Origin of the sequence: Streptomyces griseus subsp. griseus, assembly GCF_003610995.1 — a bacterium.
In the GTDB taxonomy this organism is placed as follows: Bacteria; Actinomycetota; Actinomycetes; order Streptomycetales; family Streptomycetaceae; genus Streptomyces.
On record NZ_CP032543.1, the window covers coordinates 4,845,761 to 4,871,516 of the forward strand.

Annotated in this window: 21 protein-coding genes and 2 pseudogenes; 15 read left to right on the forward strand and 8 right to left on the reverse strand. The window is 71.0% G+C overall.

The features are described 5' to 3' along the window. Window positions 1-138: 138 nt before the first annotated feature. The gene (locus tag D6270_RS21990) at window positions 139-1,965 is read left to right on the forward strand and encodes a phosphoenolpyruvate carboxykinase (GTP) (RefSeq protein WP_109163902.1); all 1,827 of its coding nucleotides are present in this window, start codon (window positions 139-141) and stop codon (window positions 1,963-1,965) included. Between the two features lie 246 nt (window positions 1,966-2,211). Here the strand turns inward: D6270_RS21990 and D6270_RS21995 are convergent, their stop codons facing one another. The 4 genes from D6270_RS21995 to D6270_RS22010 all read right to left on the reverse strand — a co-directional run bounded on the left by D6270_RS21995 (window position 2,212) and on the right by D6270_RS22010 (window position 5,590). Beyond that, on the reverse strand, window positions 2,212-2,607 hold the full coding sequence (locus D6270_RS21995) for an SCO4983 family protein (RefSeq protein WP_093690791.1): 396 nt from the start codon (window positions 2,605-2,607) through the stop codon (window positions 2,212-2,214). A 79-nt stretch (window positions 2,608-2,686) separates the two neighbouring features. After that, window positions 2,687-3,898, reverse strand: a complete 1,212-nt coding sequence (locus tag D6270_RS22000; protein WP_109163901.1) for a pyridoxal phosphate-dependent aminotransferase — start codon at window positions 3,896-3,898, stop codon at window positions 2,687-2,689. 390 nt (window positions 3,899-4,288) lie between these two features. Next, the gene (locus D6270_RS22005) at window positions 4,289-5,104 is read right to left on the reverse strand and encodes an arylamine N-acetyltransferase family protein (protein ID WP_109163900.1); all 816 of its coding nucleotides are present in this window, start codon (window positions 5,102-5,104) and stop codon (window positions 4,289-4,291) included. Between the two features lie 210 nt (window positions 5,105-5,314). Next, the gene (locus D6270_RS22010; protein WP_225976925.1) at window positions 5,315-5,590 is read right to left on the reverse strand and encodes a hypothetical protein; all 276 of its coding nucleotides are present in this window, start codon (window positions 5,588-5,590) and stop codon (window positions 5,315-5,317) included. A gap of 127 nt (window positions 5,591-5,717) precedes the next feature. On the opposite strand from D6270_RS22010, the gene D6270_RS22020 reads away from it, so the two are divergent. Continuing rightward, on the forward strand, window positions 5,718-6,575 hold the full coding sequence (locus tag D6270_RS22020) for a S1 family peptidase (protein ID WP_109163899.1): 858 nt from the start codon (window positions 5,718-5,720) through the stop codon (window positions 6,573-6,575). Between the two features lie 126 nt (window positions 6,576-6,701). On the opposite strand, the gene D6270_RS22025 is transcribed toward D6270_RS22020, so the two are convergent. Next, window positions 6,702-7,565, reverse strand: coding sequence for a TetR/AcrR family transcriptional regulator (locus D6270_RS22025; RefSeq protein ID WP_109163898.1), 864 nt, complete (start codon window positions 7,563-7,565; stop codon window positions 6,702-6,704). A 91-nt stretch (window positions 7,566-7,656) separates the two neighbouring features. Between D6270_RS22025 and D6270_RS22030 the strand changes: the two genes are divergently transcribed. Then, window positions 7,657-8,511, forward strand: a complete 855-nt coding sequence (locus D6270_RS22030) for a siderophore-interacting protein (protein ID WP_109163897.1) — start codon at window positions 7,657-7,659, stop codon at window positions 8,509-8,511. Between the two features lie 50 nt (window positions 8,512-8,561). Here D6270_RS22030 and D6270_RS22035 read toward each other — a convergent pair whose 3' ends face one another. Continuing rightward, window positions 8,562-10,181, reverse strand: coding sequence for an N-acyl-D-amino-acid deacylase family protein (locus tag D6270_RS22035; RefSeq protein WP_109163896.1), 1,620 nt, complete (start codon window positions 10,179-10,181; stop codon window positions 8,562-8,564). Window positions 10,182-10,214: 33 nt separating this feature from the next. Further along, a pseudogene (locus tag D6270_RS22040) lies at window positions 10,215-11,557 on the reverse strand (alanine racemase). A gap of 91 nt (window positions 11,558-11,648) precedes the next feature. On the opposite strand from D6270_RS22040, the pseudogene D6270_RS22045 reads away from it, so the two are divergent. The 5 genes and pseudogenes from D6270_RS22045 (at window position 11,649) to D6270_RS22065 (ending at window position 17,002) form a co-directional block, all read left to right on the forward strand. Beyond that, a pseudogene (locus D6270_RS22045) lies at window positions 11,649-12,730 on the forward strand (sugar kinase). Further along, on the forward strand, window positions 12,727-13,485 hold the full coding sequence (locus D6270_RS22050; RefSeq protein WP_109163892.1) for an IclR family transcriptional regulator: 759 nt from the start codon (window positions 12,727-12,729) through the stop codon (window positions 13,483-13,485). The pseudogene D6270_RS22045 and the gene D6270_RS22050 overlap by 4 nt, the downstream one beginning before the upstream one ends. 6 nt (window positions 13,486-13,491) lie before the next feature. After that, window positions 13,492-13,902: a RidA family protein gene (locus D6270_RS22055; protein ID WP_030561417.1), complete on the forward strand. Its 411-nt coding sequence runs from the start codon at window positions 13,492-13,494 to the stop codon at window positions 13,900-13,902. Window positions 13,903-14,130: 228 nt separating this feature from the next. Continuing rightward, the gene (locus tag D6270_RS22060) at window positions 14,131-15,606 is read left to right on the forward strand and encodes a GntP family permease (RefSeq protein WP_109163888.1); all 1,476 of its coding nucleotides are present in this window, start codon (window positions 14,131-14,133) and stop codon (window positions 15,604-15,606) included. A 94-nt stretch (window positions 15,607-15,700) separates the two neighbouring features. Then, entirely contained in the window at window positions 15,701-17,002 is a 1,302-nt protein-coding gene (locus D6270_RS22065) for an Nramp family divalent metal transporter (protein ID WP_109167313.1), read from the forward strand. 146 nt (window positions 17,003-17,148) lie between these two features. On the opposite strand, the gene D6270_RS22070 is transcribed toward D6270_RS22065, so the two are convergent. Next, complete coding sequence (locus D6270_RS22070; protein WP_318780028.1) at window positions 17,149-18,879, reverse strand: chitinase; 1,731 nt, start codon at window positions 18,877-18,879, stop codon at window positions 17,149-17,151. Window positions 18,880-19,521: 642 nt separating this feature from the next. Here D6270_RS22070 and D6270_RS22075 point away from each other — a divergent pair. From D6270_RS22075 to D6270_RS22105, 7 genes are all read left to right on the forward strand, one after another. Next, entirely contained in the window at window positions 19,522-20,388 is an 867-nt protein-coding gene (locus D6270_RS22075; protein ID WP_204117074.1) for a hypothetical protein, read from the forward strand. A 104-nt stretch (window positions 20,389-20,492) separates the two neighbouring features. Further along, window positions 20,493-21,206, forward strand: a complete 714-nt coding sequence (cpaB, locus tag D6270_RS22080) for a Flp pilus assembly protein CpaB (protein ID WP_109163871.1) — start codon at window positions 20,493-20,495, stop codon at window positions 21,204-21,206. A 7-nt stretch (window positions 21,207-21,213) separates the two neighbouring features. Further along, complete coding sequence (locus D6270_RS22085; RefSeq protein ID WP_109163870.1) at window positions 21,214-22,512, forward strand: CpaE/TadZ family protein; 1,299 nt, start codon at window positions 21,214-21,216, stop codon at window positions 22,510-22,512. A 3-nt stretch (window positions 22,513-22,515) separates the two neighbouring features. Then, entirely contained in the window at window positions 22,516-22,968 is a 453-nt protein-coding gene (locus tag D6270_RS22090) for a TadE family protein (RefSeq protein ID WP_109163869.1), read from the forward strand. 3 nt (window positions 22,969-22,971) lie between these two features. Beyond that, the gene (locus D6270_RS22095; RefSeq protein ID WP_109167312.1) at window positions 22,972-23,388 is read left to right on the forward strand and encodes a TadE/TadG family type IV pilus assembly protein; all 417 of its coding nucleotides are present in this window, start codon (window positions 22,972-22,974) and stop codon (window positions 23,386-23,388) included. A gap of 64 nt (window positions 23,389-23,452) precedes the next feature. Further along, window positions 23,453-24,790 carry a TadA family conjugal transfer-associated ATPase gene (locus tag D6270_RS22100; protein ID WP_109163868.1) on the forward strand — a complete coding sequence of 446 codons (1,338 nt, stop codon included), beginning with the start codon at window positions 23,453-23,455 and terminating at the stop codon, window positions 24,788-24,790. 10 nt (window positions 24,791-24,800) lie between these two features. After that, window positions 24,801-25,745, forward strand: coding sequence for a type II secretion system F family protein (locus D6270_RS22105; protein WP_109163867.1), 945 nt, complete (start codon window positions 24,801-24,803; stop codon window positions 25,743-25,745). Window positions 25,746-25,756: the final 11 nt, after the last annotated feature.

Here is a 25,756-nt window from a genome sequence, read left to right on the forward strand (position 1 = left end):
CATATGGGCGAAACGGTCGGATGATCAAATGAGTGCGGTCGGCACCGGATGAGCGCCAGGGGATCGAAGGGTACGAAGCATCCGGGTCGCAGCCCCCACGGGGCACCTGACAACACCCACCCTCATCAAGGAGCGATCGTGGCGCGCGACATCGCGGCTCCCCTCACTGTCCCCACCCACCACCAGGAGCTGGTCTCCTGGGTCGACGAGATCGCAGCCATCACCCTGCCCGACCGGGTGGTCTGGTGCGACGGCTCCGAGGCCGAGTACGAGCGCCTGTGCGGGGAGCTCGTCGCCAAGGGCACGTTCACCAAGCTGGACGAGATCAAGCGGCCGAACTCGTACTACGCCGCGTCCGACCCGAGCGATGTCGCCCGCGTCGAGGACCGTACGTTCATCTGCTCCAAGGAGGAGAAGGACGCGGGTCCGACCAACCACTGGAAGGACCCCGCCGAGATGCGGGAGGTCTTCACGGGCGGGAACGGTGTCTTCCGCGGGTCCATGCGCGGGCGCACCATGTACGTCGTGCCCTTCTGCATGGGGCCCGTCGGCTCGCCGCTCTCCGCGATCGGCGTGGAGATCACCGACTCCGCGTACGTCGCCGTCTCCATGCGCACCATGACCCGCATGGGTCAGGCGGTCCTGGACGAGCTGGGCACCGACGGCTTCTTCGTGAAGGCCGTCCACACGCTGGGAGCGCCGCTGGCCGAGGGCCAGGAGGACGTCCCGTGGCCCTGCAACAGCACCAAGTACATCTCGCACTTCCCCGAGGACCGCGAGATCTGGTCGTACGGCTCCGGCTACGGCGGCAACGCCCTGCTGGGCAAGAAGTGTTACGCGCTCCGCATCGCCTCCGTGATGGCCCGCGACGAGGGCTGGCTCGCCGAGCACATGCTGATCCTCAAGCTCACGCCGCCGCGCGGTGAGTCGACCTACGTGGCGGCCGCGTTCCCGTCCGCCTGTGGCAAGACGAACCTCGCCATGCTGGAGCCGACCATCCCCGGCTGGACCGTGGAGACCATCGGCGACGACATCGCCTGGATGCGGTTCGGCGAGGACGGCCGGCTCTACGCGATCAACCCGGAGGCCGGCTTCTTCGGCGTCGCGCCGGGCACCGGCGAGCACACCAACGCCAACGCCATGAAGACGATGTGGGGCAACTCCGTCTTCACCAACGTCGCGCTCACCGACGACGGTGACGTCTGGTGGGAGGGCATGACCGAGGAGGCGCCCGCGCACCTCACGGACTGGAAGGGCAACGACTGGACCCCCGCGTCCGGGACGCCCGCCGCCCACCCCAACGCCCGCTTCACCGTGCCCGCCGGGCAGTGCCCGATCATCGCGCCGGAGTGGGAGGACCCCAAGGGTGTCCCGATCTCGGCCATCCTCTTCGGCGGCCGCCGCGCCTCGGCCGTGCCGCTGGTCACCGAGTCCTTCGACTGGCAGCACGGCGTCTTCCTCGGAGCCAACGTCGCCTCCGAGAAGACGGCGGCGGCCGAGGGCAAGGTCGGCGAGCTGCGCCGCGACCCGTTCGCCATGCTGCCGTTCTGCGGCTACAACATGGGCGACTACATGAACCACTGGGTCAAGGTGGGTGCGGACAAGGCCGATCAGTCCAAGCTGCCGAAGATCTACTACGTGAACTGGTTCCGCAAGAACGAGGCGGGCACGTTCGTGTGGCCCGGCTTCGGCGAGAACAGCCGTGTCCTGAAGTGGATCGTGGAGCGCCTGGAGGGCAAGGGCGAGGGCGTCGAGACCCCGATCGGCATCCTGCCGGCCAAGGGAGCACTCGACACCGAGGGGCTGGACCTCTCCGAGTCCGACCTCGACTTCCTGCTCACGGTCGACAAGGAGGTCTGGCGCGAGGAGGCCGCCCTGGTCCCCGAGCACCTGAACACCTTCGGCGACCACACGCCCAAGGAGCTGTGGGACGAGTACCGCGCGCTGGTGGAGCGGCTGGGCTGAGCCCGTACGCCCGCTCGACCTGCCGAACTCCGCGGCTGGCTCCGTCGGCATCCGCCCTGACCTGGGGAATCGGCGATCCGCCGCGGTACGGGGCCTGTCGTCACCGACAGCCCCGGGGCCGTCCCTGACCAAGGACAGCCCCTCCGGCCCCCGGAACCCCTCACGGTTCCGGGGGCCGCCCTCGTTCTCGGGTGGGAGGCCGTGGCACCCGGTCCGTGCGCCGAGGCGGCACGCGGACCGGGGCCGTCAGTGGGCGCCGACCAGCTGTTCGGCGGGGGTGGAGGCGAGGGCCTCGGTGTGGGCGTCCATCCGCTGCGCGGAGAGGATGGCGGCGGTGGTGTCGGCGCGGGACGCGGCCACCACCAGTGCGCGGCCCGCCAGGGCGTGGGCGCGGCGGTGCAGGGACGCCGGGGCGGCGTCGGTCAGCGCGGCGTGCCGGGCGGGCGGGGCGCCGCGCAGGCGTGCCACCTGTTCGGCGATACGGTCGCCCGCCGGGCCGAGGCCGAGTTCGTCGGTGACCGCGAGGAGGGCGGCGAGATGCCCCGCGAGCTGGATGTCCAGCTCCTCCTCACGGCTGCGGTGCGGAAAGTCCGCTTCGTCGGCCGGGCTGTGGACCGATGGGGTGCGGATCGGCTCGTACATGGATGGCCTCCCGGTGATGCTGGGTATCCATCCTACATTGGATTGAGTCTAAGTTTGTGCGCGATCCTGCCCCGGGGGTCTAGAGCTGCCCGTAGCCGTCCAGGAACGTGCCGATCCGGGTCATCGCGTCGGTCAGCTCCTCGGTCGCCGGCAGCGTCACGATGCGGAAGTGGTCGGGCTCCGGCCAGTTGAACCCCGTACCCTGCACGACCATGATCCTCTCGGCCCGCAACAGGTCCAGGACCATCTGCCGGTCGTCCTTGATCTTGTAGACCTTGGGGTCCAGGCGCGGGAAGAGGTAGAGCGCCCCCTTCGGCTTCACGCAGGTCACCCCGGGGATCGAGGTCAGCAGGTCGTACGCCACGTCCCGCTGCTCCAGGATCCGGCCCCCCGGCAGCACCAGGTCGTCGATCGACTGCCGCCCGCCGAGCGCGGTGGCCACGGCGTGCTGGGAGGGCATGTTGGCGCAGAGCCGCATGTTGGCCAGGATCGTGAGCCCCTCGATGTACGAGGTGGCGTGCGCCTTCGGGCCGCAGACCGCCAGCCAGCCGGAGCGGAAGCCGGCCACCCGGTAGTTCTTGGAGAGGCCGTTGAAGGTCAGCACCATCAGGTCCGGGGCCAGCGCCGCGGTGGGGGTGTGGGTCGCGCCGTCGTACAGGATGCGGTCGTAGATCTCGTCGGAGCAGACGATCAGGTTGTGGCGCCGGGCGATCTCGGTGAGACCGCGCAGCATCTCGTCGTCGTACACCGCGCCGGTCGGATTGTTCGGGTTGATGATCACCAGGGCCTTGGTGCGGTCGGTGATCTTCCGCTCGATGTCCGCGAGGTCCGGCATCCAGTCGGCCTGCTCGTCGCACCGGTAGTGCACGGCCGTCCCGCCCGCCAGGGAGACCGAGGCCGTCCACAGGGGGTAGTCCGGAGCCGGTACGAGGACCTCGTCGCCGTCGTCGAGGAGCGCCTGCATCGACATCTGGATCAGCTCGGAGACGCCGTTGCCCAGGTAGATGTCCTCGACGTCGAGGTCGATCCCCTTGGTCTGGTAGTGCTGCACCACCGCGCGCCGCGCCGAGAGCAGCCCCTTCGCGTCCCCGTAGCCGTGCGCGCCCGCGAGGTTGCGCAGGATGTCCTCGAGAATCTCCGGCGGGCACTCGAACCCGAACGCGGCCGGGTTGCCCGTGTTGAGCTTGAGGATGCGCTGACCGGCCGCTTCGAGCCGCATCGCCTCCTCCAGCACGGGGCCCCGGATCTCGTAACAGACATTGGCGAGCTTCGTGGACTGGGTGACCTGCATGTCCGCGAGCTTACGGCCGCGTTTCGCGCGGTGCGCGGAGATTGCGCCGTCCTCGCGACCCCCCTTGCCCGCCCGCCCCGCGCTCCGGCTTCCATCGGCAAGGCCGCCCCGGGCCCGGACCGTGGGATCGGCCGGTCGGGGCGGCGTCGCGGCTTGGAATGGGGCGTGAGCCACCCGGCCGGGTGAGATGCGCCACGCGGGCGGAGCGGCGGAAACCCGTCGGGGCGCGGCGGGGTGCGTGGCGCCTTGGGGGCGCGCTGGGGGTGCGGCGGCCTCCGGTCGCGCCCGGGAGTGCGCGGGGCCTCCGGTGCCGGGGAGTGCGGCGGCCCGCGGCCCCACCCGGGAGTGCGGCGCGGGCGGGTCGCTGCGCCGGCGAGACACCTCGCCGGTTCACCCCGGCAGCGCGGCGCCCTCCGGTACGCGGATGCCGAAGCCGTCCTCCAGCACCTGGACGACCTCGGCGGGGCCGGACAGCATCCGCTCCTTGATCGTGCCGTCCTCCGCCGTCTCGACCAGGTCCAGGCCGGCCAGCGACAGATGCGAGGCGTCGGGCAGGGCACGCTGCACGTACACCGCCTGAGCGAACGGCGAATGCGGGCTGGTGGCGACGTACCAGTTGATCATCTCGAAGTCCGGGCCCTCGAACGGCTCCGGCGTGAAGCTGTACTGCGCTTCCCAGCTGCCGCCCTTCTCCGCCTGCAACTCCCACATCTCCAGCGGCCCCTCGTGGGCCACCGTGACCAGCCGGTGATGGCGCGGCGCGTCGGACAGCTCGGCCCCCGCCACCATCTCGACCGGCTCCAGCAGCGCGCCGACGGTGCCGAACCCGACATCGGCCACGTACGGGGTCGCCACGTCTGGCACGTCCACCCGCAGCAGTATGTGGCTGCGCGGCCGGACATCGCCCGGGGCGGCGCCGAGCAGCACCCGGGCGGCCAGCAGCGTGACGGTGAAGCCGAGTTGTCGCAGGGCGGTGGCGAAGAGGGTGTTCTGCTCGTAGCAGTAGCCGCCCCGCCCGCCGTGGACGAGCTTGGCCTCCAGGTCGGCCAGGTCCAGGGAGGGCGCCGAGCCGAGCACCGGGTCCAGGTTCTCGAACGGGATGCCCAGGGCGTGCGCGCGGTGCAGGGACCGCAGCACCTCCACCGTGGGGCGGGGCTCCCCGGACCAGCCGATCCTGGCGAAATAGGCGTCGAGGTCGAGTGTCATACCCCGACCGTACGCAGCCGGGGCCGGGGAGCGCCTCAGGCCGTGGTACCAGGCGGGGCGACCGCACGGACCGGGACCTGGGACCGAGCCCGTATGGGGGACGGGCGGGCGCTTCGGGGCCTGGCCCGGCGCGCCGGGCCATCGGACCCCGGCTTCCGCGCACTGCCCCGCCGGGCCCAGGCCCAGGCCCCGTCCCGGCGCGCCGGACCGTCAGATTCCGGTCGTCGCGCCCGCCGACGTGGTCAGCAGGGCCGTGTCCACGCCCTGCTCCCGCGCCGCACGGAACGGCGCCGCCCCGGCCGCCACCACGGCCGGGCTGGTCGTGTCCTCGGCCGCAGGGGCGGCACCGAGCCCGGCGGTCGCCGGAGCCATCGCGGCGAACCGGTCGGCCACCAGCTCGCCGAAGTGCTTCTGGTCGGCCCCCGCGTTCTCCACCAGTGCGAACGCGTGCCGCCCGGGCCGCTGGGGGAGTGGGGGCGCGAGCACGTCTTCCCCGGGCGGGACGCCTTGGCCGGAAGTGACCCCTTGTGATGGCCTGACATCTGGGGAACCATGCGCATGTCAAAAGCCGGAAGATCTCCGGTCCTTGGCATCACTGGAGGGGACCCCCCACATGAACAAGCCTCTCATCGGTGCGTTTCTTGCTGCCCTGCTCCTGGGCGCGGGCATCGCGCCCGCCGTCGCGGCCGAATCCGCACAGGTGCAGGAATCCGCCACCGAGACCGCTCCCGCCGCGAAGGCCGTGACCTTCGCCGGAACCGTCGCGCTCAGCAACTGTTCGGGCTCCGTGGTCCGTTCGCCCGACTCCGCCCCCACCGACCCCGCCCTCGTGCTCTCCAACGGGCACTGCCTGGAGACCGGCTTCCCGGGCCCCGGTCAGGTGCTCGTCGACCGCCCGTCCACGCGGACGTTCACGCTGCTCAACGCCTCGGGCACCGGTGTCGGCACGCTGAAGGCGAGCAAGATCGCGTACGGCACGATGACTGACACCGACCTCTCGCTCTACGAACTCACCTCCACCTACCAGCAGATAGAGGACAGCTACGGCATCCAGGCGCTGGAGCTGGAGACCGCCCACCCGGTGGCGGGCTCCGCCATCACCGTCGCCTCGGGCTACTGGAAGCGCACCTACAGCTGCGACATCGACGGCTTCGTCCCCCAGCTCAAGGAGGGCCGATGGAGCTGGAAGGACTCCGTCCGCTACACCCCGGAGTGCCAGACCATCGGCGGTACGTCGGGTTCGCCGGTGATCGACGACGCCACCGGCAAGGTGGTCGCCGTCAACAACACCGGTAACGAGGACGGCCAGGAGTGCACGGACAACAACCCGTGCGAGGTCGACGAGAACGGCAACGTGACCGTCCGCGAGGGCATCAACTACGCCCAGCAGACGTACAACATGGTCCCGTGCATCGGCACCGGCAACAAGATCGACCTGGACCGGGAGGGCTGCGGGCTGCCCAAGCCGTAGCTCCCCCGCCTGCCTCGCAGGCGCGCCGGGCGGTCCTGGCCCCAGGGCCGCCCGGCGCGGTCACGCGCTCCATGCGCCCTTCCGCGCCTCCCTCTGTGCGCTCCTCGGTGTGTCCCCCTGGGCCGCCTACGCGTCCCCTTGGGTCGGCTGCCCGTCGCCTTGGGCCGCCTGCCCGTCCCTTCGGGCCGCTGCCCTCGCCGCGTCGATCCCGTCCAGCAGGACCCCGAGCCCCACCCGGAAGGTCTCCCGCGCCTCCCGCTCCGGATACGGCATGCCGTCGTCCGGGCCCATGGCCGCCGCCGGCTCCGGGGGCGCCCCGTCCCGCTCCAGCCCGATCACCGCCGGGAAGCGCTCCGCGAAGTCCGGGACCAGCTCCGTCAGGGCCGCCGAGCGTGCCGCCCACCACTCCTCGTCGGAGCTCCCGGTCGCCGTCGCGGCCCGCCGGGCGTCGGCCACCGTCCGCGCCGACCCCTGCACCAGCGGGAACAGCGTCCCCACCAGTCGCCGCACCGTCCGCGCCGCCAGCCCCGTCGCCCCGAGCAGCCGGACGAGCGTGTCCAGGTTCGCGTATTCGTGCGGGCCCAGCACCGGCCGCGCCTGCGAGACCTGGAGCACCCAGGGGTGGCGGACGTAGAACTCCAGGACCTCCCCGGCCCACGCGGTGAGCGGCACCCGCCAGTCGGCCGACTCCGGGTAGGCGGAAGGGAGTTCGGCGTGGACCGCGTCGTACATCAGGTCCAGCAGCTCGCTCTTGCCGGGTACGTGGGTGTAGAGCGCCATCGCGGTCCGGCCCAGCCGGTCCCCGACCGCCCGCATCGACAGGGCCGCCATGCCCTCTTCGTCCGCCACCGCGACGGCCGCCGCCACGATGGCGTCCACGCTGAGCCGGGGCTTGGGCCCGGGGCCGCCGCGCGGCGGGGCTGCGGCCTCCGGGCGCCAGAGCAGGGAGAGGGAGCGGCGGGCGTCACCCTGCCCGGCGAAGACCACCACTTGCGACTCCTTACGCCATAAAGTAACTTCGGTCGGGTAATTCTTTACGACGTAAAGATATCAGCGGTCTCGACGGAGAGGGGTCCGGCTCATGAGTCAGGCCATGCCGGTCAGCCATGTGCGGGTCACGGGGGCCGAGCGGATCACCCCGCGCACGGCCAGGGTCACCTTCACCGGGGACGCGCTGCCCCGCCTCATGGAGGACCGCCCCGACCAGCAGCTGAAGCTCTGCCTGCCGCGCGAGGGGCGGAGCGTGGCGGAGGGGCTGCTGCCGGAGCCGGGCGCCGAGGACCCGTACGGCATGCGCTGGTACGAGGCGTTCCTCGCGATCCCGGAGGCTCGGCGGCCCTGGATGCGCAGCTTCACCGTCCGCTCCTACGACCGCCGACGCAACGCGATGGCCGTGGACTTCGTGCTCCACGGCGACAGCGGGCCAGCCTCGCGCTGGGGTGCGGACGCCCGCCCCGGTGACGTGCTCGGCATGGTCGGCCCGTCGTCCCGGTACGCCCGCCCGCTGCCGGAGGCGGAGCGGATGCTGCTCGCCGGGGACGAGACCGCGCTCCCGGCCATCGCCACGGTGCTGGAGGCGCTGCCGGCCACGACCGGGGCGCTCGTGTACGCCGAGGTGGCCGACGCCGGGGAGGAGCTGGAGCTGCCGGCTGCCGCCGGAGGGGCCGAGGTGCGCTGGGTGCACCGGGGCCGGGGCGGCTCGCTCCCGGAGGCGGTACGGGGTGCCGGGGCGGACCTCGACGGGGTGGACGCGGCCTGGGTGGCGGGCGAGGCGTCGGCGGTGCGGGCGCTGCGTCGTCACCTGGTGGGGGAGTGCCGACTGCCCAGGTCCGCCGTGGAGTTCAGCGGCTACTGGCGGCGCGCGCTCACCCAGGACGACGCTCCCACCGAGGAGGATCTGGCCTGGGCGGCGGAGCGGGCCGCCGACGCCTCGTAACGGTGCGCAGGACGCGCGGGGTAACGGTGCGCGCAGTGTGCTGAGGTTGCTCAGGCGGCCCCCGCGCCCCGCACCGCCCGGCCCGCCAGCACCGACGTACGCCGGCCGTCCTCGATGACGAACCGGCCGTCGATCAGCACGTGCGGGATGCCCACCGGCAGCGTGCGCGGCTCCCCGAACGTGGAGCCCGCCGCCACCGTCTCCGGGTCGAAGAGCACCAGGTCCGCGCGGTAGCCCTCGCGCACCAGGCCCCGGTCCGCCAGCCGCAGACGGGCGGCCGGGCGCGAGGTGAGGTGGGCCACGCACTCCTCCAGCGAGAGGACGCCCAACTCCCTTGCGTACCGCCCCAGGTACTGCGGAAACGTGCCGTACGCCCGTGGATGCGGCTTGTCGCCCTGGAGGATGCCGTCGCTGCCGCCGGTGTGGACCGGGTGGCGCATGATCTGCCGGACGTTCTCCTCGTGGCCCACGTGCTGGAGGATCGTCGTCCCGAGCCGGTCCTCGGTGAGCAGCCGCCGGGCGGTCACCCAGGCCTCCTCGCCCAGGAGCCGGGCCGAGTCCGCCACCGTACGGCCCACATACTCAGCCAGGTGCGGTGCGCCGACGCCCGAGATCTCGATGGTGTCCCACCCGATCGGCACCCCGTGGCAGCCGTCCGAGCCGAGCACCTCCAGGTGGTGCCGTATCTTCTCGGAGCTCGAAGGGTCCGCGAGCCGGGTGAGGACCGACTCGGGCCCGCCCTCGCTCGCCCAGCTCGGCAGCATCGCCACGAGGGTGGTGCAGCCGGGGGTGTACGGGTAGGTGTCGAGGGAGATGTCGGCCCCGGCGGCCAGCGCATCGTCCAGCAGGGCCAGGAGGTCGGGTGCCCTGCCCTCGTTGACGCCGAAGTTCATGGTGGCGTGGGCGAGATGGAGGGCGCAGCCGGCGTTCCGGGTCAGCTGCACCATCTCCTCGTACGCCTCCAGTGCTCCCGCGCCGTAACTGCGGTGGTGCGGGCAGTAGTAGCCGCCGTGGCGGGCCACCACCCGGCAGAGTTCGGTGAGCTCGGCGTCGTCCGCGTACATCCCGGGGGTGTAGGTCAGGCCGGACGACATGCCCACCGCGCCCTCCCGCATCCCCTGGTCCACCAGCGCCTTCATCCGGGCCAGTTCGGCGTCGGTGGCGGGGCGGTCGTCCCAGCCCACGGCGTACATCCGGACCGTGCCCTGCGGGACCAGGTAGGCCGCGTTGACCGCGATGCCCTGGCCGCCGAAGTTGCGGTCCAGACGGTCCAGGTAGCCGCCGACCGTGCGCCAGTCGAAGTCGATGTCGGAGCCGTCGCCGTTCCAGCCGGTGATGGAGCGGCGGACCTCGGCGAGCGTGCGGTCGTCGGCCGGGGCGTACGACAGCCCGTCCTGGCCGAGCACTTCCAGCGTGACGCCCTGCGCCGCCTTCGCCGTGTGCTCCGGGTCGCGCAGCAGCGCCAGATCGCTGTGGGCGTGCATGTCGATGAAGCCGGGGGCCAGCGCGAGGCCGTCGGCGTCGACCGTGCGGGTGGCGGTGGGGCGGGGGCCGGGGGAGCCCTCGCGGTGGATCTCGGCGATCCGGCCGCCGTCGACCGCCACATCGGCGCGGTAGGAGGTCTCGCCGGTGCCGTCGACGACGAGCGCGTCACGCAGGACCAGGTCCATGGGTGGCCTTTCAGGGAGCGGGGACGGAACGGCTCAGAAGAACGTGCGGATGTAGTCGCTGACCGTGCCGTCCGCCTCGACCAGCGGGATCAGCTGCCACTTGTCGAAGCTGGTGCAGGGGTGCGAGAGGCCCATGCCGACCCAGTCACCGACCTCCAGCTCCGCCCCTTCCTCCGTACGGACCCAGGTGTGCTGGTCGGAGAGGCCGGTCACCGTGATCCCGGTGGCGGGGCGGACCGAGCCGTCCCGGGCCGAGCGGACCACCTGCGCCTCGGGGAGGTCCAGGTCGTACGCCGCGTCCCGCTTGCCCGCGTTGAGGAAGGCCTGCTCACCGGTCGGGCGCGAGACGACCTGGGCCCAGAGTCGGAACGCGGGCTCCAACGTGCCTTCCTCGGGCACCCTGTTGAAGGGGGTGAGGTGCTTGTAGTGGCCGTCGTCGTGCGACACGTACGCGCCGGATCGGAGCAACTTCAGTTCCGGGAGCGTGAGTTCGGGGATCTCGGCGAAGACGTCCGCCACCGCGTCGAACCAGGCGCTGCCGCCCGCGCTGATGACGATCTCCTCGGCGCCGGTGAACCGCCCGGCGCCGTCGAAGTCGGCCGCGAGCGCCACGAGCCGCCGCAGCCACGCCCGTACGCGCTCCGGATCGGCGTCCGGCACCTCGCCCTCGTATCCGGCCACGCCCACCAGGCGCAGCGACCCGGCCGCCGCCACCGCGTCGGCCACCGCCGCGCAGTCGGCCTCGGTCCGGGCGCCGGTGCGCGCGCCCTCGCCCGCGCCGAGCTCCACGACCACGTCGAGGGGCGGGTGGCGCCCGCCGCGCTCAGGGCCGCCTCCATCAGCTCCACCCCGCGCACGGAGTCGACGTAGCAGATGAAGCGGAGCTCCGGGTCGGCGGTCATCTCACCGGCCAGCCAGCGCAGCGCGACCGGGTCGACCAGTTCGTTGGCGAGGAAGATCCGGCCGATGCCGTACGCGCGGTAGACGCGGGCCTGGTGCGGCACGGCGGCCGTGATGCCCCAGGCGCCGCGCTTCAGCTGGTCCGCGAAGAGCTGCGGGGACATGGAGGTCTTGCCGTGCGGGGCGAAGGCGAGGCCGTGACGTTCGGCGTAGGTCTCCAGCAGGGCGAGGTTGTGTGCGACGGACTCGGCGGAGAGGGCGAGGACGGGGGTGGTGAACCCGCCGGTGAAGAGGTTGCGGCGCTCGGCGGCGAGGGCTTCGACGGTCAGGCCCTCGGCGTCGGGCGGGAGCGCCTTGAAGCGGTGGTCGACGCGTTCTTCGGCGAGGCCGGCGGCCAGCTGCTCGGCTCGGGAGGTGAGGCTTTCGGCTGCCAAGGGAAGCTCCTCGAAGTACGTTGCATCATATGCAACACCCATTGCGCATATCGCTCAACGCTGTCTAACATCCGAGCCGATGCCCGGTCAATGGTGACCACCGGCCCGCACGCCGATCAGCGAGGAGCCTTCAGTGTCCGGACCCGCAGCAGGGACGGCCCGCGCCGACGCGACCACCGAGGTCGTCTGTCTCGGTGAGTCCATGGTGACGTTCCTGCCCTCGCAGCCCGGCCGCCTCGCCGATGTGCCGTCCTTCGGGCGGGGGATCGGCGGCGCCGAGTCCAACGTGGCCTGCGCGCTCGCCGCCGCCGGGCACCGGGCGGCGTGGGTGGGGCGGGTCGGGGCGGACGGCTTCGGCGACCACCTGGTCGAGACGATCGCGGGGTACGGGGTCGACACGTCGGCTGTGCGGCGCGATCCGCTGCGTCCGACGGGGATCTACTTCCGTACGGCGACGGATCGCGGGGCGGGGGCGCACGAGGTGGCGTACTACCGGGCGGGGTCGGCGGCGTCCGCGATGTCCCCGGCGAACGTGCCGTACGAGGAGGTGTTCGCGGGTCGTGTGCTGCATTTGTCCGGGATCACGGCGGCGTTGTCGGCGGACTGTCTGGAGCTGCTGCGGGAGCTGACGGCTCCGCGTCCGGGGCGGCCGCTGGTGTCGTTCGATGTGAACCATCGGCCGCACCTGTGGCGGGGCGCGGACGCGTCCGTGCTGCTGGAGCTGGCTCGCCGCTGCGACCTGGTGTTCGTGGGGAGGACGAGGCGGAGGAGGCATGGGGGATCGTGGGCGCGGAGGCGATCCGGGCGGCTCTGCCGGAGCCGGGCGTGGTGGTGGTGAAGCGGGGGAGCGCGGGCGCGACGGTGTTCTCGGGGCGCCGCCCCGGACCCCGCTCCTCGAACGCCGAAGGGGCTGAAACGGTCACCCCCGTCCCCGCCCTCCACGTGGACGTCGTCGCCGCCGTCGGGGCCGGGGACGCGTTCGCCGCCGGGTTCCTCTCCGCGACCCTGCGTGGGCTGCCGGTGCGGGACCGGGTTCGGCACGGGCATCTCATGGCCGCCGCCGTCCTCACCGTGCCCGGGGACCTCACCGAGCCGCCCGCCCGTGACCACGCCGACCGGCTGGTCGCCCTCGACGACGGTGCCTGGGGGAGACTTCGTCTCGGCCCCGGCTGGACCGCAGCCGACCGGGCCCCCGAGGAGGTACGTACGCCATGAGCCAGACCGTCGACCGGGCGCTCAGCATCCTGCCGCTGCTCGCCCAGGGCCCCGCCGACCTCGGCCAGGTCGCCGAGCGGCTCGGCGTCCACAAGTCCACGGCGCTGCGCCTGCTGCGTACGCTCCACGAGCACGGGCTCGTCTACCGCCAGCAGGACCAGCGCTACCGCCTCGGCGCCCGGCTCTTCGCCCTCGCCCAGGAGGCCGTCGAGAACCTCGACGTACGCGAGATCGCCCACCCCCACCTGGTCGAACTCAACGACAAGTGCGGGCACACCGTGCACCTCGCGGTCTACGAGGAGCAGGAAGTCCTCTACATCGACAAGGTCGAGAGCCGCTACCCGGTCCGGATGTACTCGCGGATCGGCAAGCCCGTCGCGATCACCGTCGCGGCCGTGGCCAAGCTGCTGCTCGCCGACCTCACCGAGCCCGAGCGGCGCGCGATCGCCGAGAAGCTCGACTACCCCATGTACACGCCCCGTTCGACGCCCAGCGCGGCCGCCTTCCTCAAGGAGTTGGCCGTCGTGCGCGAACAGGGCTGGGCCACCGACCTCGGTGGCCACGAGGAGTCCATCAACTGCGTCGGCGCCCCCATCCGGGGCGCCGACGGACGGGTCGTCGCGGCCATGTCGGTCTCCGCACCGAACGTGGTCGTCACGGCCGAGGAGCTCCTCACCCTGCTCCCGCTGGTCCGGCGCACCGCCGAGACGATCAGCCGGGAGTTCTCCGGCAGCAACCGACCCAAGAAAGCCTGATCAGCCATGACCGAGAAGACCGCCCTCACCCCCTCCACCCACACCACTCCGCCCGCGAAGTTCTCGCACGGCGTGCGGAAGGGGAACATCCTCCAGGTCGCCGGCCAGGTCGGCTTCCTCCCGGCCGTCGAGGGACAGGCCCCGACCCCCGCCGGACCCACCCTGCGCGAGCAGACCCTCCAGACCTTCGCCAACGTCAAGGCGATCCTGGAGGAGGGCGGCGCGAGCTGGGACGACGTGATGATGATGCGCGTCTACCTGACCGACGTGGACCACTTCGCGGAGATGAACGAGATCTACAACGCGTACTTCGCCGAGCAGAACCTCAAGGAGGCCCCCTCGGCCCGCACGACGGTCTACGTCGGCCTGCCCAAGGGCCTGTTGATCGAGATCGACGCCCTCGCGGTGCTCAGCTGACGGTCCCGGCCCGGCCGGCCGACCCGGCTCCACCGGACGCCAGGCCCCACTGATCCCTTTGCCGCACCCGCACCCGCGCCCGCACGCGCAGCTGCACTCGCGTCCGCGTCCGCACCTGCACTCGCGCCCGCAGAACCGCTTCAGCAAGCCGTACGGCGCGGCGTCCCGCTCTTCCGGGGCGCCGTGCCGCGCTCCCCCATACCCTCCTCCAGCACCACCGGAGTCCCCTTGTTTCTCGCCGCCACCCCACCGCCGGTCGAGACGCCACCGCACACCGGTGGCCTGCTCCTCCTGATCGACGGCACCGCCGGTCTGCTGACCGTCGCCGCCCTCGGTATCGCGCTCCTCCTCTTCCTGATCATCAAGGTCAGGCTCCAGCCGTTCGTCGCCCTGCTCGCGGTCTCCATAGCCGTCGGCCTCGGTGCCGGGCTCTCGGTCACCGAGCTCTTCGGCACGGTGCAGAAATCCGCCGCCGTCTCCGTCATCGAGTCCGGCATGGGCGGCATCCTCGGCCATGTCGCGATCATCATCGGGCTCGGTACGATGCTCGGCGCGATCCTCGAAGTCTCGGGCGGCGCCCAGGTGTTGAGCGCCCGCCTGCTGAACGCCTTCGGAGAGAAGCGCGCCCCCCTCGCCATGGGGATGACGGGTCTCGTCTTCGGCATCCCGGTCTTCTTCGACGTCGGCATCTTCGTCCTCGCGCCGATCGTGTACGCCGCCGCGAAGCGCTCCGGAAAATCGATCCTGCTCTATGCGATGCCGCTGCTGGCGGGGCTGTCGATGACCCACGCGTTCCTGCCCCCGCACCCCGGTCCGGTGGCCGCCGCCGGACTCTTCAACGTGTCGCTCGGCTGGGTCATCCTGATGGGCGCCGTCGTCGGCATCCCGTCCGTCCTGGCCGCCTGGGCGTACTCCTCCTGGATCGGGAAGCGGATCTTCGTCGACGTACCGCAGGACATGGTGGAGGCCGCGGAGGAAGCCAAGGCCGCCGTAGCCGCCGAACAGCGCGCCGCCGGGGTCACCCCGCACGAGAAGCCGGTCCCGCTCCTGACGGTCCTGGCGATCATCGGCACCCCGCTGATCCTGATCCTCGCCGCGACGTTCTCCTCCATCGCGCTGAACCCTTCGACTCTCCGCTCGGTCGTGGAGTTCTTCGGCAACCCGTTCGTCGCCCTGACGATCGCGCTGTTCCTGGCGTACTACCTGCTCGGCATCCGCCGCGGCTGGTCCCGCAAGTCCCTGGAGTCCGTCTCCACGTCCTCGCTCAAGCCGATCGGCAACATCCTGCTGGTGGTCGGCGCGGGCGGCATCTTCGGCGCCGTACTCAAGGGCAGCGGCATCGCGGACGCGCTGGCCGACACGTTCAACGACGTGGGCCTGCCGGTGATCCTGCTCGCCTGGCTGATCTCGGTCGTCCTGCGCGTCGCCCAGGGCTCGGCCACCGTCGCGATCGTCACCACGGCCGGGATCGTGGTCCCGCTGGTGGAGGGCCAGGACCTCTCCCAGGCCCACCTGGCGCTGATCATCATGGCCATCTCGGCCGGTTCGATCTTCGCCTCGCATGTGAACGACGGCGGCTTCTGGATGGTGTCGAAGTATTTCGGCATCTCGGAACGCGACACGTTGAAGTCCTGGACGGTGCTGGAGACCGTGCTGTCGGTGGCGGGCTTCGCGGTCGCGGCGCTGCTCAGCCTGGTGATCTAGGGCGGGCGGGCGGCGGGGGTCACGGCGGCCCCCGCCCACCCGACCCCCGCACGCCCCCTTGTGCCGGCCACCCGATTGCGCTTCCTTGATCGGCATGTCGGAGACGAACGCAACCACAGAGACAGGGGAGCCGGCCTCCCGACCGCGTCAATCCAGCTGGAGGTACATCGGCCCCGGGATCGTCGTCGCGGCGACCGGCGTCGGGGCGGGTGATCTGGTCGCGACGCTCGTCGCGGGCAGCAAGTTCGGGTACACCCTGATGTGGGCGGCGGTGATCGGCTGCCTCGTCAAGATCTCGCTCGCCGAGGCGGCCGGGCGCTGGCACCTGGCGACCGGGCGCACGCTCTTCGACGGCTGGCGCAGCATCGGCGCGTGGACGACCGTCTACTTCGCGGTGTACGTCGTCATCTGGGGTTTCATCTACGGGGCGACGGCCATGTCCTCCAGCGCCCTGCCCATCGTGGCGCTCTTCCCGGACGGGCCGGGGCTGAAGTTCTGGGCGATCGTGACCGGGCTGGCCGGTCTGGCCTTCGTCTGGTTCAACCGGTACGCCGTCTTCGAGAAGGTCATGACGGTCCTGGTCGGGATCATGTTCGTGGTGGTCGTGTACGTGGCCGCCCGGGTGGTGCCCGATGCGGGCGCCTCGTTCGCCGGGCTCGTCCCCGTACTGCCGGACGGTTCGCTGCTCTACACCCTCGGGCTGATCGGCGGCGTCGGCGGCACGATCACCATGGCGGCGTACGGCTACTGGGTCAACGCCAAGGGGTGGAGCAACTCCTCCTGGATGCAGGTGATGCGGCTGGACAACCGGGTCGCCTACATCACCACCGGGATCTTCGTCGTGGCGATGCTGATCGTCGGCGCCGAGTTGCTGCACGCCTCGCAGATCGCCCTCACCTCGGGTGACCGGGGGCTGATCGACCTGGGGAAGGTGCTGGAGGACCGGTTCGGCGCGGGCACCGCGAAGCTGTTCCTGGTCGGCTTCTTCGCCACCTCGTTCTCCTCGCTGATCGGCGTCTGGCACGGGGTGAGCCTGATGTTCGCCGACTTCGTGGAGCGGTTCCGCGCCCCGGCGGAGGGCGAGAAGGAGCACGCCGGTCCTGCCGTCGTCGACCGGCAGCAGCGGTCGCTGCCGTTCCGGGCGTACCTGCTCTGGCTGACCTTCCCGCCGATGACCCTGCTCTGGCTGGACGAGCCCTTCGGCCTGGTCATCGCGTACGGGGTGCTCGGCGCGTTCTTCATGCCGTTCCTCGCCCTGACCCTGCTGTGGCTGCTCAACTCCTCCCGTACGCCGAGGGAGTGGCGCAACGGACCGCTCAGCAACGGGATGCTGGCCGTGGCCGGGCTGCTGTTCGTCGTGCTCTGCGTGCAGCAGGTGCGTGAACTGCCCTGGTGATGCGGGGGACCTACGGAAACCGGCTTACGGAATCCGACTCTCTGAATCCGACTCTCTGAAGCCGGTTTGCGGAAGCCGGCTCATGGAACGCCGCAGCGCCGCCGGGGGAGCGGCGGCGCTGCAGGTTCCGGGGTGGTGCGGTGGTGCTACGGCAGGCTGCGGACGTGCGGGCCGACCGCCTTCGACCAGGCGTTCCCGGCCGTCGCGTCCCAGTTCGTGGACCAGGTCATCGCGCCACGGAGCGACGGGTAGGTCTTCGAAGGCTTGAACGAGCCGCAGTTGGTGCCCTTGGTCAGGCAGTCCAGGGCGGCGTTCACGATCGACGGGGAGACGTAGCCGCTGCCCGCGCCCCGGGTGGAGGCCGGGACGCCGATGCCGACCTGGCTCGGGTCGAGGCCGCCCTCCAGCTGGATGCAGGCGAGCGCGGTGAGGAAGTCCACCGATCCCTGCGAGTACACCTTGCCGTCACAGCCGAGCATCGAACCGCTGTTGTAGTACTGCATGTTGACGACGGTCAGGATGTCCTTGATGTTGAGCGCCGTCTTGAAGTACTCACCCGACGTCGACTGCATGTCGATGGTCTGCGGGGCCATCGTGATGACGAGCCCGCTGCCCGCCTTCGCCGAGAGCTGGCGCAGCGCCTTCGTCATGTAGGTGGCGTTGAGGCCGTTCTCCAGGTCGATGTCGACCCCGTTGAAGCCGTAGTCCTGCATCAGCGCGTACACCGAGTTGGCGAAGGCGGTGGCGGAGGCGTCGTTGTCGACCCGGATCGTGCCCAGTTCGCCGCCGATCGAGATGATGATGTTCTTGCCCTGCGCCTGCTTGGTCTTGATGTCCGCGCGGAACTGGGCGTCGGTGTAGCCGTTCAGCCCGGCCGAGTCCAGCTTGAAGGTGACCGCGCCCGGCGTCGCCGTGGCGTCCGCGAAGGAGACCGCGATGATGTCGTAGTCGGCCGGGACGTCGGTGAGCTTCTGGACGGCCGCGCCGTTGTTGAAGTTCTGCCAGTAGCCGGTCACCGCGTGCTTGGGCACGGTGGTGCCGGGACCGGGGCCCGTACCCTGCTTGGCCGTACGGGCGGTGATGGCGGCCGACTTGGCCGACTCCCCGGCCGCGTTGGTGGCGCTCACGGAGAACTGGTACGCGGTGTCCGCGGTCAGCCCCGTGATGGTCGCCGAGGTCCCGGTGGCCGTGGTGGCCTGGGTGCCGTTGCGGTACACCTTGTAGCCGGTGGCGCCGGAGACCGCGTTCCAGGACAGGGCGATGGAGGACGTCGTCGTGGCGCCCGCGGTGAGACCGGCGGGGGTGCCCGGCAGGACCGGGGGCTGCTCGCCGCCGCCACCGCCGTCGGGGCCGGTCACCTCGACGTCGTCGGCGAAGTAGGCCGACTGCCCGTACCAGCCGTGCGTGTAGATGGTCACCGAGGTGGTGTTGGCGCCGGTCTTGAAGCTGGTGGAGAGCTTCGTCCAGGTGGAGGAGCCGGGCGTCCAGGTGGAGACGTCGGTCGTTCCGCTGCCGGTCACCCCGAGGTAGGCGTAACCGCCCTGCACCCAGGAGCTCAGCGCGTACGTCGAGTTGGGCTTCACGGCCACGGTCTGCGTGCACTTGGCGTTGTCCTGGCCGGCCGGGGTGGCCTTGAGGGCGGACGTGCCGCTGCGCACGGGGGAGGAGACGGTGGCGCCGCTTCCGGCGGAACAGGACCAGTTGGCGAGCCCCGACTCGAAGCCCGCGTTCTTGGCGTTGTTGACGTCGGCGGCCTGGGCGGTGGAGACGAGCCCGGTGACGGTCAGGGCGCCCGCCGCGATGACGGCCATGGCGCCGCCGAGGAAGGGCCGGGAGTTGTGCCTTCTCTGTCTTCTGCTGCCTGCGGAGCGTTGCACGGGGGGCCTCCGTGGGGAGTTGGTGGTGCGTGGCGGGGGTGGTGCGGCGGTGCGGGCGGGTGCACGGCGGCGAGGAAGGGGAAGGCCGTGCGGGTGGCGTGGAAGCGGTCGTCACCGCTGGCGGATAAACTGGTCCAGACCAATCAAGTTGTCAAGACCTCTGGCAGTGAAAGGGTCTTCGGGAGGGGTGGGCGGTCCGATGCCCGGGGCGGCTTCCCGGGGCGTCCCGGGCCGGAATTTCTTTGCCGGAAGGTGGTCCGGGGCCCGCCTCCCGCTACCCGCATGGGTGATCTTGCCGAAGGTCTTCGCACCGTGACGGGAACGGCCCGCCGGAATGGTCCGGAACGCTCTCCCGCCCGCCCTGACGTGCGGAAACGGAAGCGCGCCCGGATTCCGGATGACGGATTCGGTAACGCTCCGCAACAGTAGGGAAGTTGACTGGAATCGATTTCATCCCGTTTAGCACCCGACCCGCGTACGAACGGTGTTCGCATGATGACGCACTGGTCTCCGATAACTGTTCTCTGCCTGGTGAGACGTGGCTAAAGTGCTGGGGCAGGAGCACGGAGCAGGAGCGATTGCGGCCGACGTCCCGACGTCGGCCGGAGCCGAACGGGGAAGAGCGTGCCGACCGCGATAGCAGTGACGAGTGCAGATCTGGTGCTGCCGCCCACCGATCAGCAGACACCGACCGCGGCCCTGCTCCAGGCCCCCGAAGCCCAGGCCCTGGAGCTGGCCATCGGCGACATGCATCTCCTGCTCGAACAGCACGGATATGTGATCGCCCTCTATCCGTCCGGCATCCGCCCCGAGCACGAACGCCGGCTCCACTCCATCCGCTCGGTCCTGGAGAGCGACCGGATCGCCCTGGTCAAGGTGGACCTGCCGCCCCTCGGCGTGGCCGTACTGGTGCGCCAGATGCGCCAGCTGTCCATCTGCCACTTCAGCCCCGGGGTGGTCGCCTCCGCCGCCCGGCTGCTCTCGCACTACATCTACGCGGGCGCCCTGCTCAACTCGGTCGCCAAGCTGGACCGGGTCCCGGTCAGCCTCAAGAGCCACGCCAAGTCCTGGGTCCCCGGCTCCCAGTTCGCCGTGCTCGCCGGGCCCCGGCCCCAGCTCATCAAGGTGAGCCCGGCCGCCGAAGCCCTGGCCGGACCCGAATTCCGTACGCATCTCCTCGTCGCCAAAGGGCAGTTGCAGTCGGACTGGGTTCAGGAGACCCTCGCGCCCGCCTGGAAGGTCCAGGCCGTCCACGACACCGGTCTGCCCGCCGACTCCCCGCGCTGGTGGGGCACGGGAAAGCTGGTGGAGTTCGCCGCCCACCTCCCGGACCTCTCCGTCCTGTACCAGCTGGTCTCCTCCGTCCGCCGGGAGAAGTGCCACTGGTGCGAGATGGAGCTCATCGGCGACCGGTGCGCCTTCTGTTCCGCACCGCTCGCCGCTCCCGAGAACCGCGCGGCGTCCACGGGTGTCCTCCAGTTGGAAGCCGGCGAACGCTCCGGTCCCTAGGCCCGCCCGGCCCAGGCGTCCGGACCCCGGCCCGAACCGCCTCACCGCACATCCCTCTCTGTCCGCTGCCCCACGCATCCGATTCGAACGAGGTTGTCCGGCCCATGAACTCCCGCCAGCGCCGCGGCGTGATACTCCTGCTCCTGTCGGTCCTGTGCGCCTTCGGTGCCTTCGCCGGAGTGCTCTCGGTGATCAGCGATGTGAACTCCAAGGTGGGCCCCGAAGTGACCGCCTACCAGCTGAAGACCGATGTGGCCCCCTACACGGCCCTGAACAGCGGCCAGTTCGAGAAGATCACGATGCCCAAGCGCTGGCTCTCGGAGAACGCCGTGACCGACCTGCGGGAGGTCGAGTCGAAGATCGCCGTCACCCAGCTCCGCCAAGGCTCCCTGCTCCAGTCGGACATGATGGTGCGCAAACCCGAACTCCGCGCCGGTGAGCAGGAGATCGCCATCATGATCGACGCCGCCACCGGCGTCGCGGGCAAGATCACACCGGGCGCCACGGTCAACATCTACGCCACGTTCGCCGGCGAGCAGCGGGAGAACGGCGCCCCCGCCCAGTCCAAGGTCATCGTCTCCAACGCCAAGGTGCTGGAGGTCGGCAAGCTGACCGCTCTCAACCCGTCGGCCGACGACCGGCGCAGCCAGGTCACCGAGGCCGTGCCGATCACTTTCGCCCTCAGCACGCTGGACACCCAGCGCATCGCCTACGCCGAGTCTTTCGCGGATCACGTACGGCTCGCTCTCGTCGCCCCGGGCAGCGACGGCACCATCCGCCCGGGCGACCGCACCTACACGCTGGACAAGGACAAGTGAGGATCGGATGACCACCAGAATCCTCCCGGCCGTGGGCGATCCCGACGCGGCCCGCTCCCTCACCACCCTGCTCAGCCAACTGCCCGACGCCGAACCGGCCGGACCGGTCACCGACTCGACCCAGCTGATCGACACCCTGGCCCGCCTCGCGGGCGAGGCCCTCGACGAGCTGCCCGAAGTGGTGCTGGTGCACGAGCGGATCGGCCCGGTCCCGGCCCTGGAGCTGATCCGGGAGGTGTCCCTGCGGTTCCCCTCCGTCGGGGTCGTCATGATCACCACGGATGCCAGTCCGCACCTCTTCGCCGACGCGATGGACTCCGGCGCCCGCGGCCTGGTCACCCTGCCGGTGGGGTACGAGGAGCTCGCCAACCGGGTCCAGGCCGCCGCCCAGTGGTCCACCGGCGTCCGCCGCCACCTCTCCTCGGCCAACGACGTCTTCACCGGCCCCGGCGGCACCGTCGTCACCGTCACCGGCGCCAAGGGCGGCGTCGGCGCCACCGTCACCGCCATCCAACTCGCCCTGGCCGCCCAGGCGTCCGGCCACACCGTCGCCCTGGTCGACATGGACCTCCAGACCGGCGACATCGCCTCCTTCCTCGACGTACAGTTCCGGCGCTCCCTCGTCGACCTCGCCCTGATCACCGACATCTCGCCCCGGGTCCTCGCCGACGCCGTCTTCTCCCACTCCACGGGCCTGGCCCTGCTGCTCGCCCCCGGCGAGGGCGAACGCGGCGAGGAGGTCAGCGACCGCTCGGCCCGCCAGATCGTCAGCGCCCTGCGCTCCCGGTACGAGATCGTCGTCATCGACTGCGGCGGCCAGATGAACGGGGCCAACGCGGCGGCCATCGAGATGGCGGACACGGCCCTGCTGGTGACGACCCCGGACGTGGTCGCGGTGCGCGGCGCGAAACGCATCGTACGGATGTGGGAACGGCTCCAGATCCGCAAGGCCGAGGAGACCGTCACCCTCGTCAACCGCTTCACCCGCAACACCGAGATCCAGCCGCCCCTGATCCAGAAGATCACCGGCACCCGGGTCGCGGCCGCCGCGGTCCCCGCCAACTTCAAGGAGCTCCAGGCCGCCGTCGACTCCGGACGCCTGCACGAACTGGACGCCAAGAGCACGGTCAAGCAGGCCCTGTGGGGTCTGGCCGGAGAACTGGGCATCGTCAAGGTGAGTGCGACGCCCAAGAAGGGCAGCGCCCTGGCCAGGAGGAACAGCGGCACCGTCAAGAACGACCGGGGCTCCATCGGACGCCCGCGCCGCGGGCGCGGCGGCCCCGCAGAAGCTGAGGGGACACGTTGAGCGATGACGACCACGACGAGGACGGCCCGCACCGGCATACGGGGGCTCAGGAGCCTCCGGGAGGGCCCCGGCCCCAGGCGGCCACGGCGCCCGGGGGGAGATGACCGGGGGCAGACCTCGGTCGAGTTCCTGGGCATGACGCCCTTCATCATCCTGATCATGCTCGTGCTCTGGGAGTGCGCCCTGATCGGCTACACCTTCAGCCTCGCGGGCAACGCGGCGGACGTCGGCGCGCGCAAGGGCAGCGGAGCGGAGTACGGCGCCCAGGCGGCGTGCCGGGCCGGCGCGATGAAGGACCTGCCCGACGCCTGGTCCAAGAACGCCCGGGTCACCTGCGGCCGGGGAGGGGACCTCTACGAGGCGACCGTACGGCTCAAGGTCCCGGTGCTGGTGCCCAGCCTGTTCAACCTCGACATCCCCATCAAGGGCGAAGCCGGATCGGCGCTGGAGGACTGAGTGATGACGACCATGCCGTACAGCGCACGCATCCGGTCCGGACGGGCCGCCGGGAAGGGCGGAAAGGCCGGGAAGGGCCGGGACCGCGGCCAGGTCGCTCTGGAGTACCTCGGCTTCCTCCCCCTCCTGCTCCTGGTCGCGATGGGCGCCCTCCAGCTCGGCCTCGCCGCGTACGCCGCCAACCAGGCGGGCACGGCCGCACGCGCCGGGGCCCGTACGGCGGCCAGTTACGACGCCCACGGGGACCCGGAATCGGCCGCCCGGGGCGCGGTGAGCGACTGGCTGAGCGGTGACGGGTTCGGGTACAGCCAGAGCGGCGGCCAGGACATCACCGCGACGGTCCAGGTCAAGGTCCCCTCCGTCGTCCCCGGCCTGGACGGCTGGGTGGCCGAGCGGAGCGCCACGATGCCGCGCGAATAGCCGCCCCACGGCACAGGCCGACCGGACCCAGCAGCATTCCGCGACACCGAGGAGAGTTACGCCGATGAGCCTGCGGGCACGCATGAGCGCCCCGGACGAGCAGGGCGGGGGACGGGAGGACGGCCACCTGGTGGCCACCTACCGGGCCAAGCTGCTGGAGGAGATCGACCTCGCGGAGATGTCCTCGCTGGCGGCCACCGACCGGCGGGCCCGCCTGGAGCGCGTACTCGGCCACATCATCAGCCGCGAGGGCCCGGTCCTCTCCACCGTGGAGCGCTCGCAGCTGATCCGGCGCGTCGTGGACGAGGCGCTCGGCCTCGGCATCCTGGAACCGCTCCTGGAGGACGCGTCGATCACCGAGATCATGGTCAACGGCCCCGACCAGATCTTCGTGGAGCGCAGCGGCAAGGTGGAACAGCTGCCCCTGCGCTTCGGCTCGCACGAGCAGCTGATGCAGACCATCGAACGCATCGTGTCGACCGTCAACCGCCGTGTGGACGAGTCGAATCCGATGGTCGACGCCCGGCTGCCCAGCGGCGAACGTGTCAACGTGATCATCCCGCCGCTCTCACTGACCGGCGCCACCCTCACCATCCGCCGCTTCCCCCGCTCCTTCACCCTCCAGGAGATGATCGGCTTCGGCTCGCTGGACGAGCAGATGCTGGTCCTGCTGGCGGGACTCGTCCAGGCCAAGCTCAACATCATCGTCTCGGGCGCCACCGGCACCGGGAAGACGACGCTCCTCAACGCGCTCTCCGGACTGATCCCGAACGCCGAGCGCATCGTCACCATCGAGGACTCCGCCGAACTCCAGCTCCAGCAGAGCCATGTGATCCGGCTGGAGTCCCGCCCGGCCAACGTGGAGGGCAAGGGCCAGATCACCATCCGCGACCTGGTCCGCAACTCCCTGCGTATGCGCCCCGACCGCATCGTCGTCGGTGAGGTCCGCGGCGGCGAGTCCCTCGACATGCTCCAGGCGATGTCCACCGGCCACGACGGATCGCTCGCCACCGTCCACGCCAACAACGCCGAGGACGCGCTGATGCGCCTCCAGACCCTCGCCTCGATGTCCGAGGTGGAGATCCCCTTCGAGGCGCTGCACGATCAGATCAACAGCGCCGTCGACGTGATCGTCCAGCTCACCCGGCATGCCGACGGAACCAGGAAGATCACCGAGATCGCGGTCCTCGACTCGCACGGCCGCGACCCGTACCGGATCGTCACGGTGGCCCGCTTCAACGCGCAGCCGATGGCGTCGGACGGCCGGATCTACGGCCGGTTCCAGTATCTGCCGCTGCCCCGCAAGATCGCCGACCGTCTGTACATGGCGAGCCAGCCCATCCCGCAGGCGTTCGGCATCGCACAGCACGCCGAACAGCTCGCCACCCGAGAGGCCAACTAGGTACCGAGCCATGGACAACGTCAACCTCCCCCTGCTCACCGTCGGCGTCACCCTGATCGCCTGTGTGCTCGGCGTGACGGGCCTGTACGCCTACTCCGGCGGCAAGGCCGACCGCGACGCGCTCGTGGAGCGGCTCTCCCACGTCGGCCAGATCACCGAGACGGGCCGGCACCGCAGGTTCAGGGGCCTGGACCGGCGGCTGCGGGCCACCGCGCTCGGCCGGAAACTGGAGCTGAAACTCGCGGCGACCGGCATGGAGCTGACCCCCGGCGAGTTCTTCGTCTACGCCCTCCTCGCGATGGCCGGGCTGTGGATGATCGCCTCCTCCATGCTCGCGGCCTTCTTCGGCCCGGTCGCCGCGCTGATCGGCCTCTGGGGCACCAACGCCTTCCTCAACTGGCAGCGTACGAAGCGCACCGAACGGTTCATCAACCAACTCCCCGAGCTCTCCCGCATCCTGGCCAACGCCACCCAGGCGGGTCTGGCGCTGCGCACCGCGCTCTCCATGGCGGCGGAGGAGCTGGAGAACCCGGCAGGCGAGGAACTGGCGCGCGTGGCAAGGCGTTTGGCGGTTGGCGAATCCCTGGACGAAGCACTGAGCGAGCTGACGGACCGACTGCCCTCCCGCGAACTGGTGGTCCTCGTCACCACGTTGGTCCTCTCCAACCGGGCCGGCGGTACGGTCGTCAGTTCGCTGCGTAACCTCACCGAGACGCTGGAGGAGCGCAAGGAGACCCGCCGCGAGGTCAAGACCCAGCTCTCCCAGGTCACCGTCACCGCCTACGCCGTACCGGTGTTCGGGATCGGCGCGATGCTCCTGATGAACGCGGTCATGCCCGGCGCCCTCGACCGTATGACCGGTGCTTTCATCGGCCAGGCCGCGGTGGTCGTGGCCATCGCCCTGTACGCGGTCGGATTCGTGGTCATCCGCCGGCTGTCCCGTATCGACGTCTGACACCAGGAAGA

Bases quoted from the DNA above. Each gene is read 5' to 3' on its own strand.
- D6270_RS21995 (WP_093690791.1), bottom strand. From the start codon at position 2,607: ATGTACGAGCCGATCCGCACCCCATCGGTCCACAGCCCGGCCGACGAA.
- D6270_RS22000 (WP_109163901.1), bottom strand. From the start codon at position 3,898: ATGCAGGTCACCCAGTCCACGAAGCTCGCCAATGTCTGTTACGAGATC.
- D6270_RS22090 (WP_109163869.1), top strand. From the start codon at position 22,516: ATGACGACCACGACGAGGACGGCCCGCACCGGCATACGGGGGCTCAGG.
- D6270_RS22035 (WP_109163896.1), bottom strand. From the start codon at position 10,181: ATGGACCTGGTCCTGCGTGACGCGCTCGTCGTCGACGGCACCGGCGAG.
- cpaB (WP_109163871.1), top strand. From the start codon at position 20,493: ATGAACTCCCGCCAGCGCCGCGGCGTGATACTCCTGCTCCTGTCGGTC.
- D6270_RS22085 (WP_109163870.1), top strand. From the start codon at position 21,214: ATGACCACCAGAATCCTCCCGGCCGTGGGCGATCCCGACGCGGCCCGC.
- D6270_RS22020 (WP_109163899.1), top strand. From the start codon at position 5,718: ATGAACAAGCCTCTCATCGGTGCGTTTCTTGCTGCCCTGCTCCTGGGC.
- D6270_RS22100 (WP_109163868.1), top strand. From the start codon at position 23,453: ATGAGCCTGCGGGCACGCATGAGCGCCCCGGACGAGCAGGGCGGGGGA.
- D6270_RS22055 (WP_030561417.1), top strand. From the start codon at position 13,492: ATGACCGAGAAGACCGCCCTCACCCCCTCCACCCACACCACTCCGCCC.
- D6270_RS22105 (WP_109163867.1), top strand. From the start codon at position 24,801: ATGGACAACGTCAACCTCCCCCTGCTCACCGTCGGCGTCACCCTGATC.
- D6270_RS22065 (WP_109167313.1), top strand. From the start codon at position 15,701: ATGTCGGAGACGAACGCAACCACAGAGACAGGGGAGCCGGCCTCCCGA.
- D6270_RS22050 (WP_109163892.1), top strand. From the start codon at position 12,727: ATGAGCCAGACCGTCGACCGGGCGCTCAGCATCCTGCCGCTGCTCGCC.
- D6270_RS22030 (WP_109163897.1), top strand. From the start codon at position 7,657: ATGAGTCAGGCCATGCCGGTCAGCCATGTGCGGGTCACGGGGGCCGAG.
- D6270_RS22005 (WP_109163900.1), bottom strand. From the start codon at position 5,104: ATGACACTCGACCTCGACGCCTATTTCGCCAGGATCGGCTGGTCCGGG.
- D6270_RS22095 (WP_109167312.1), top strand. From the start codon at position 22,972: ATGACGACCATGCCGTACAGCGCACGCATCCGGTCCGGACGGGCCGCC.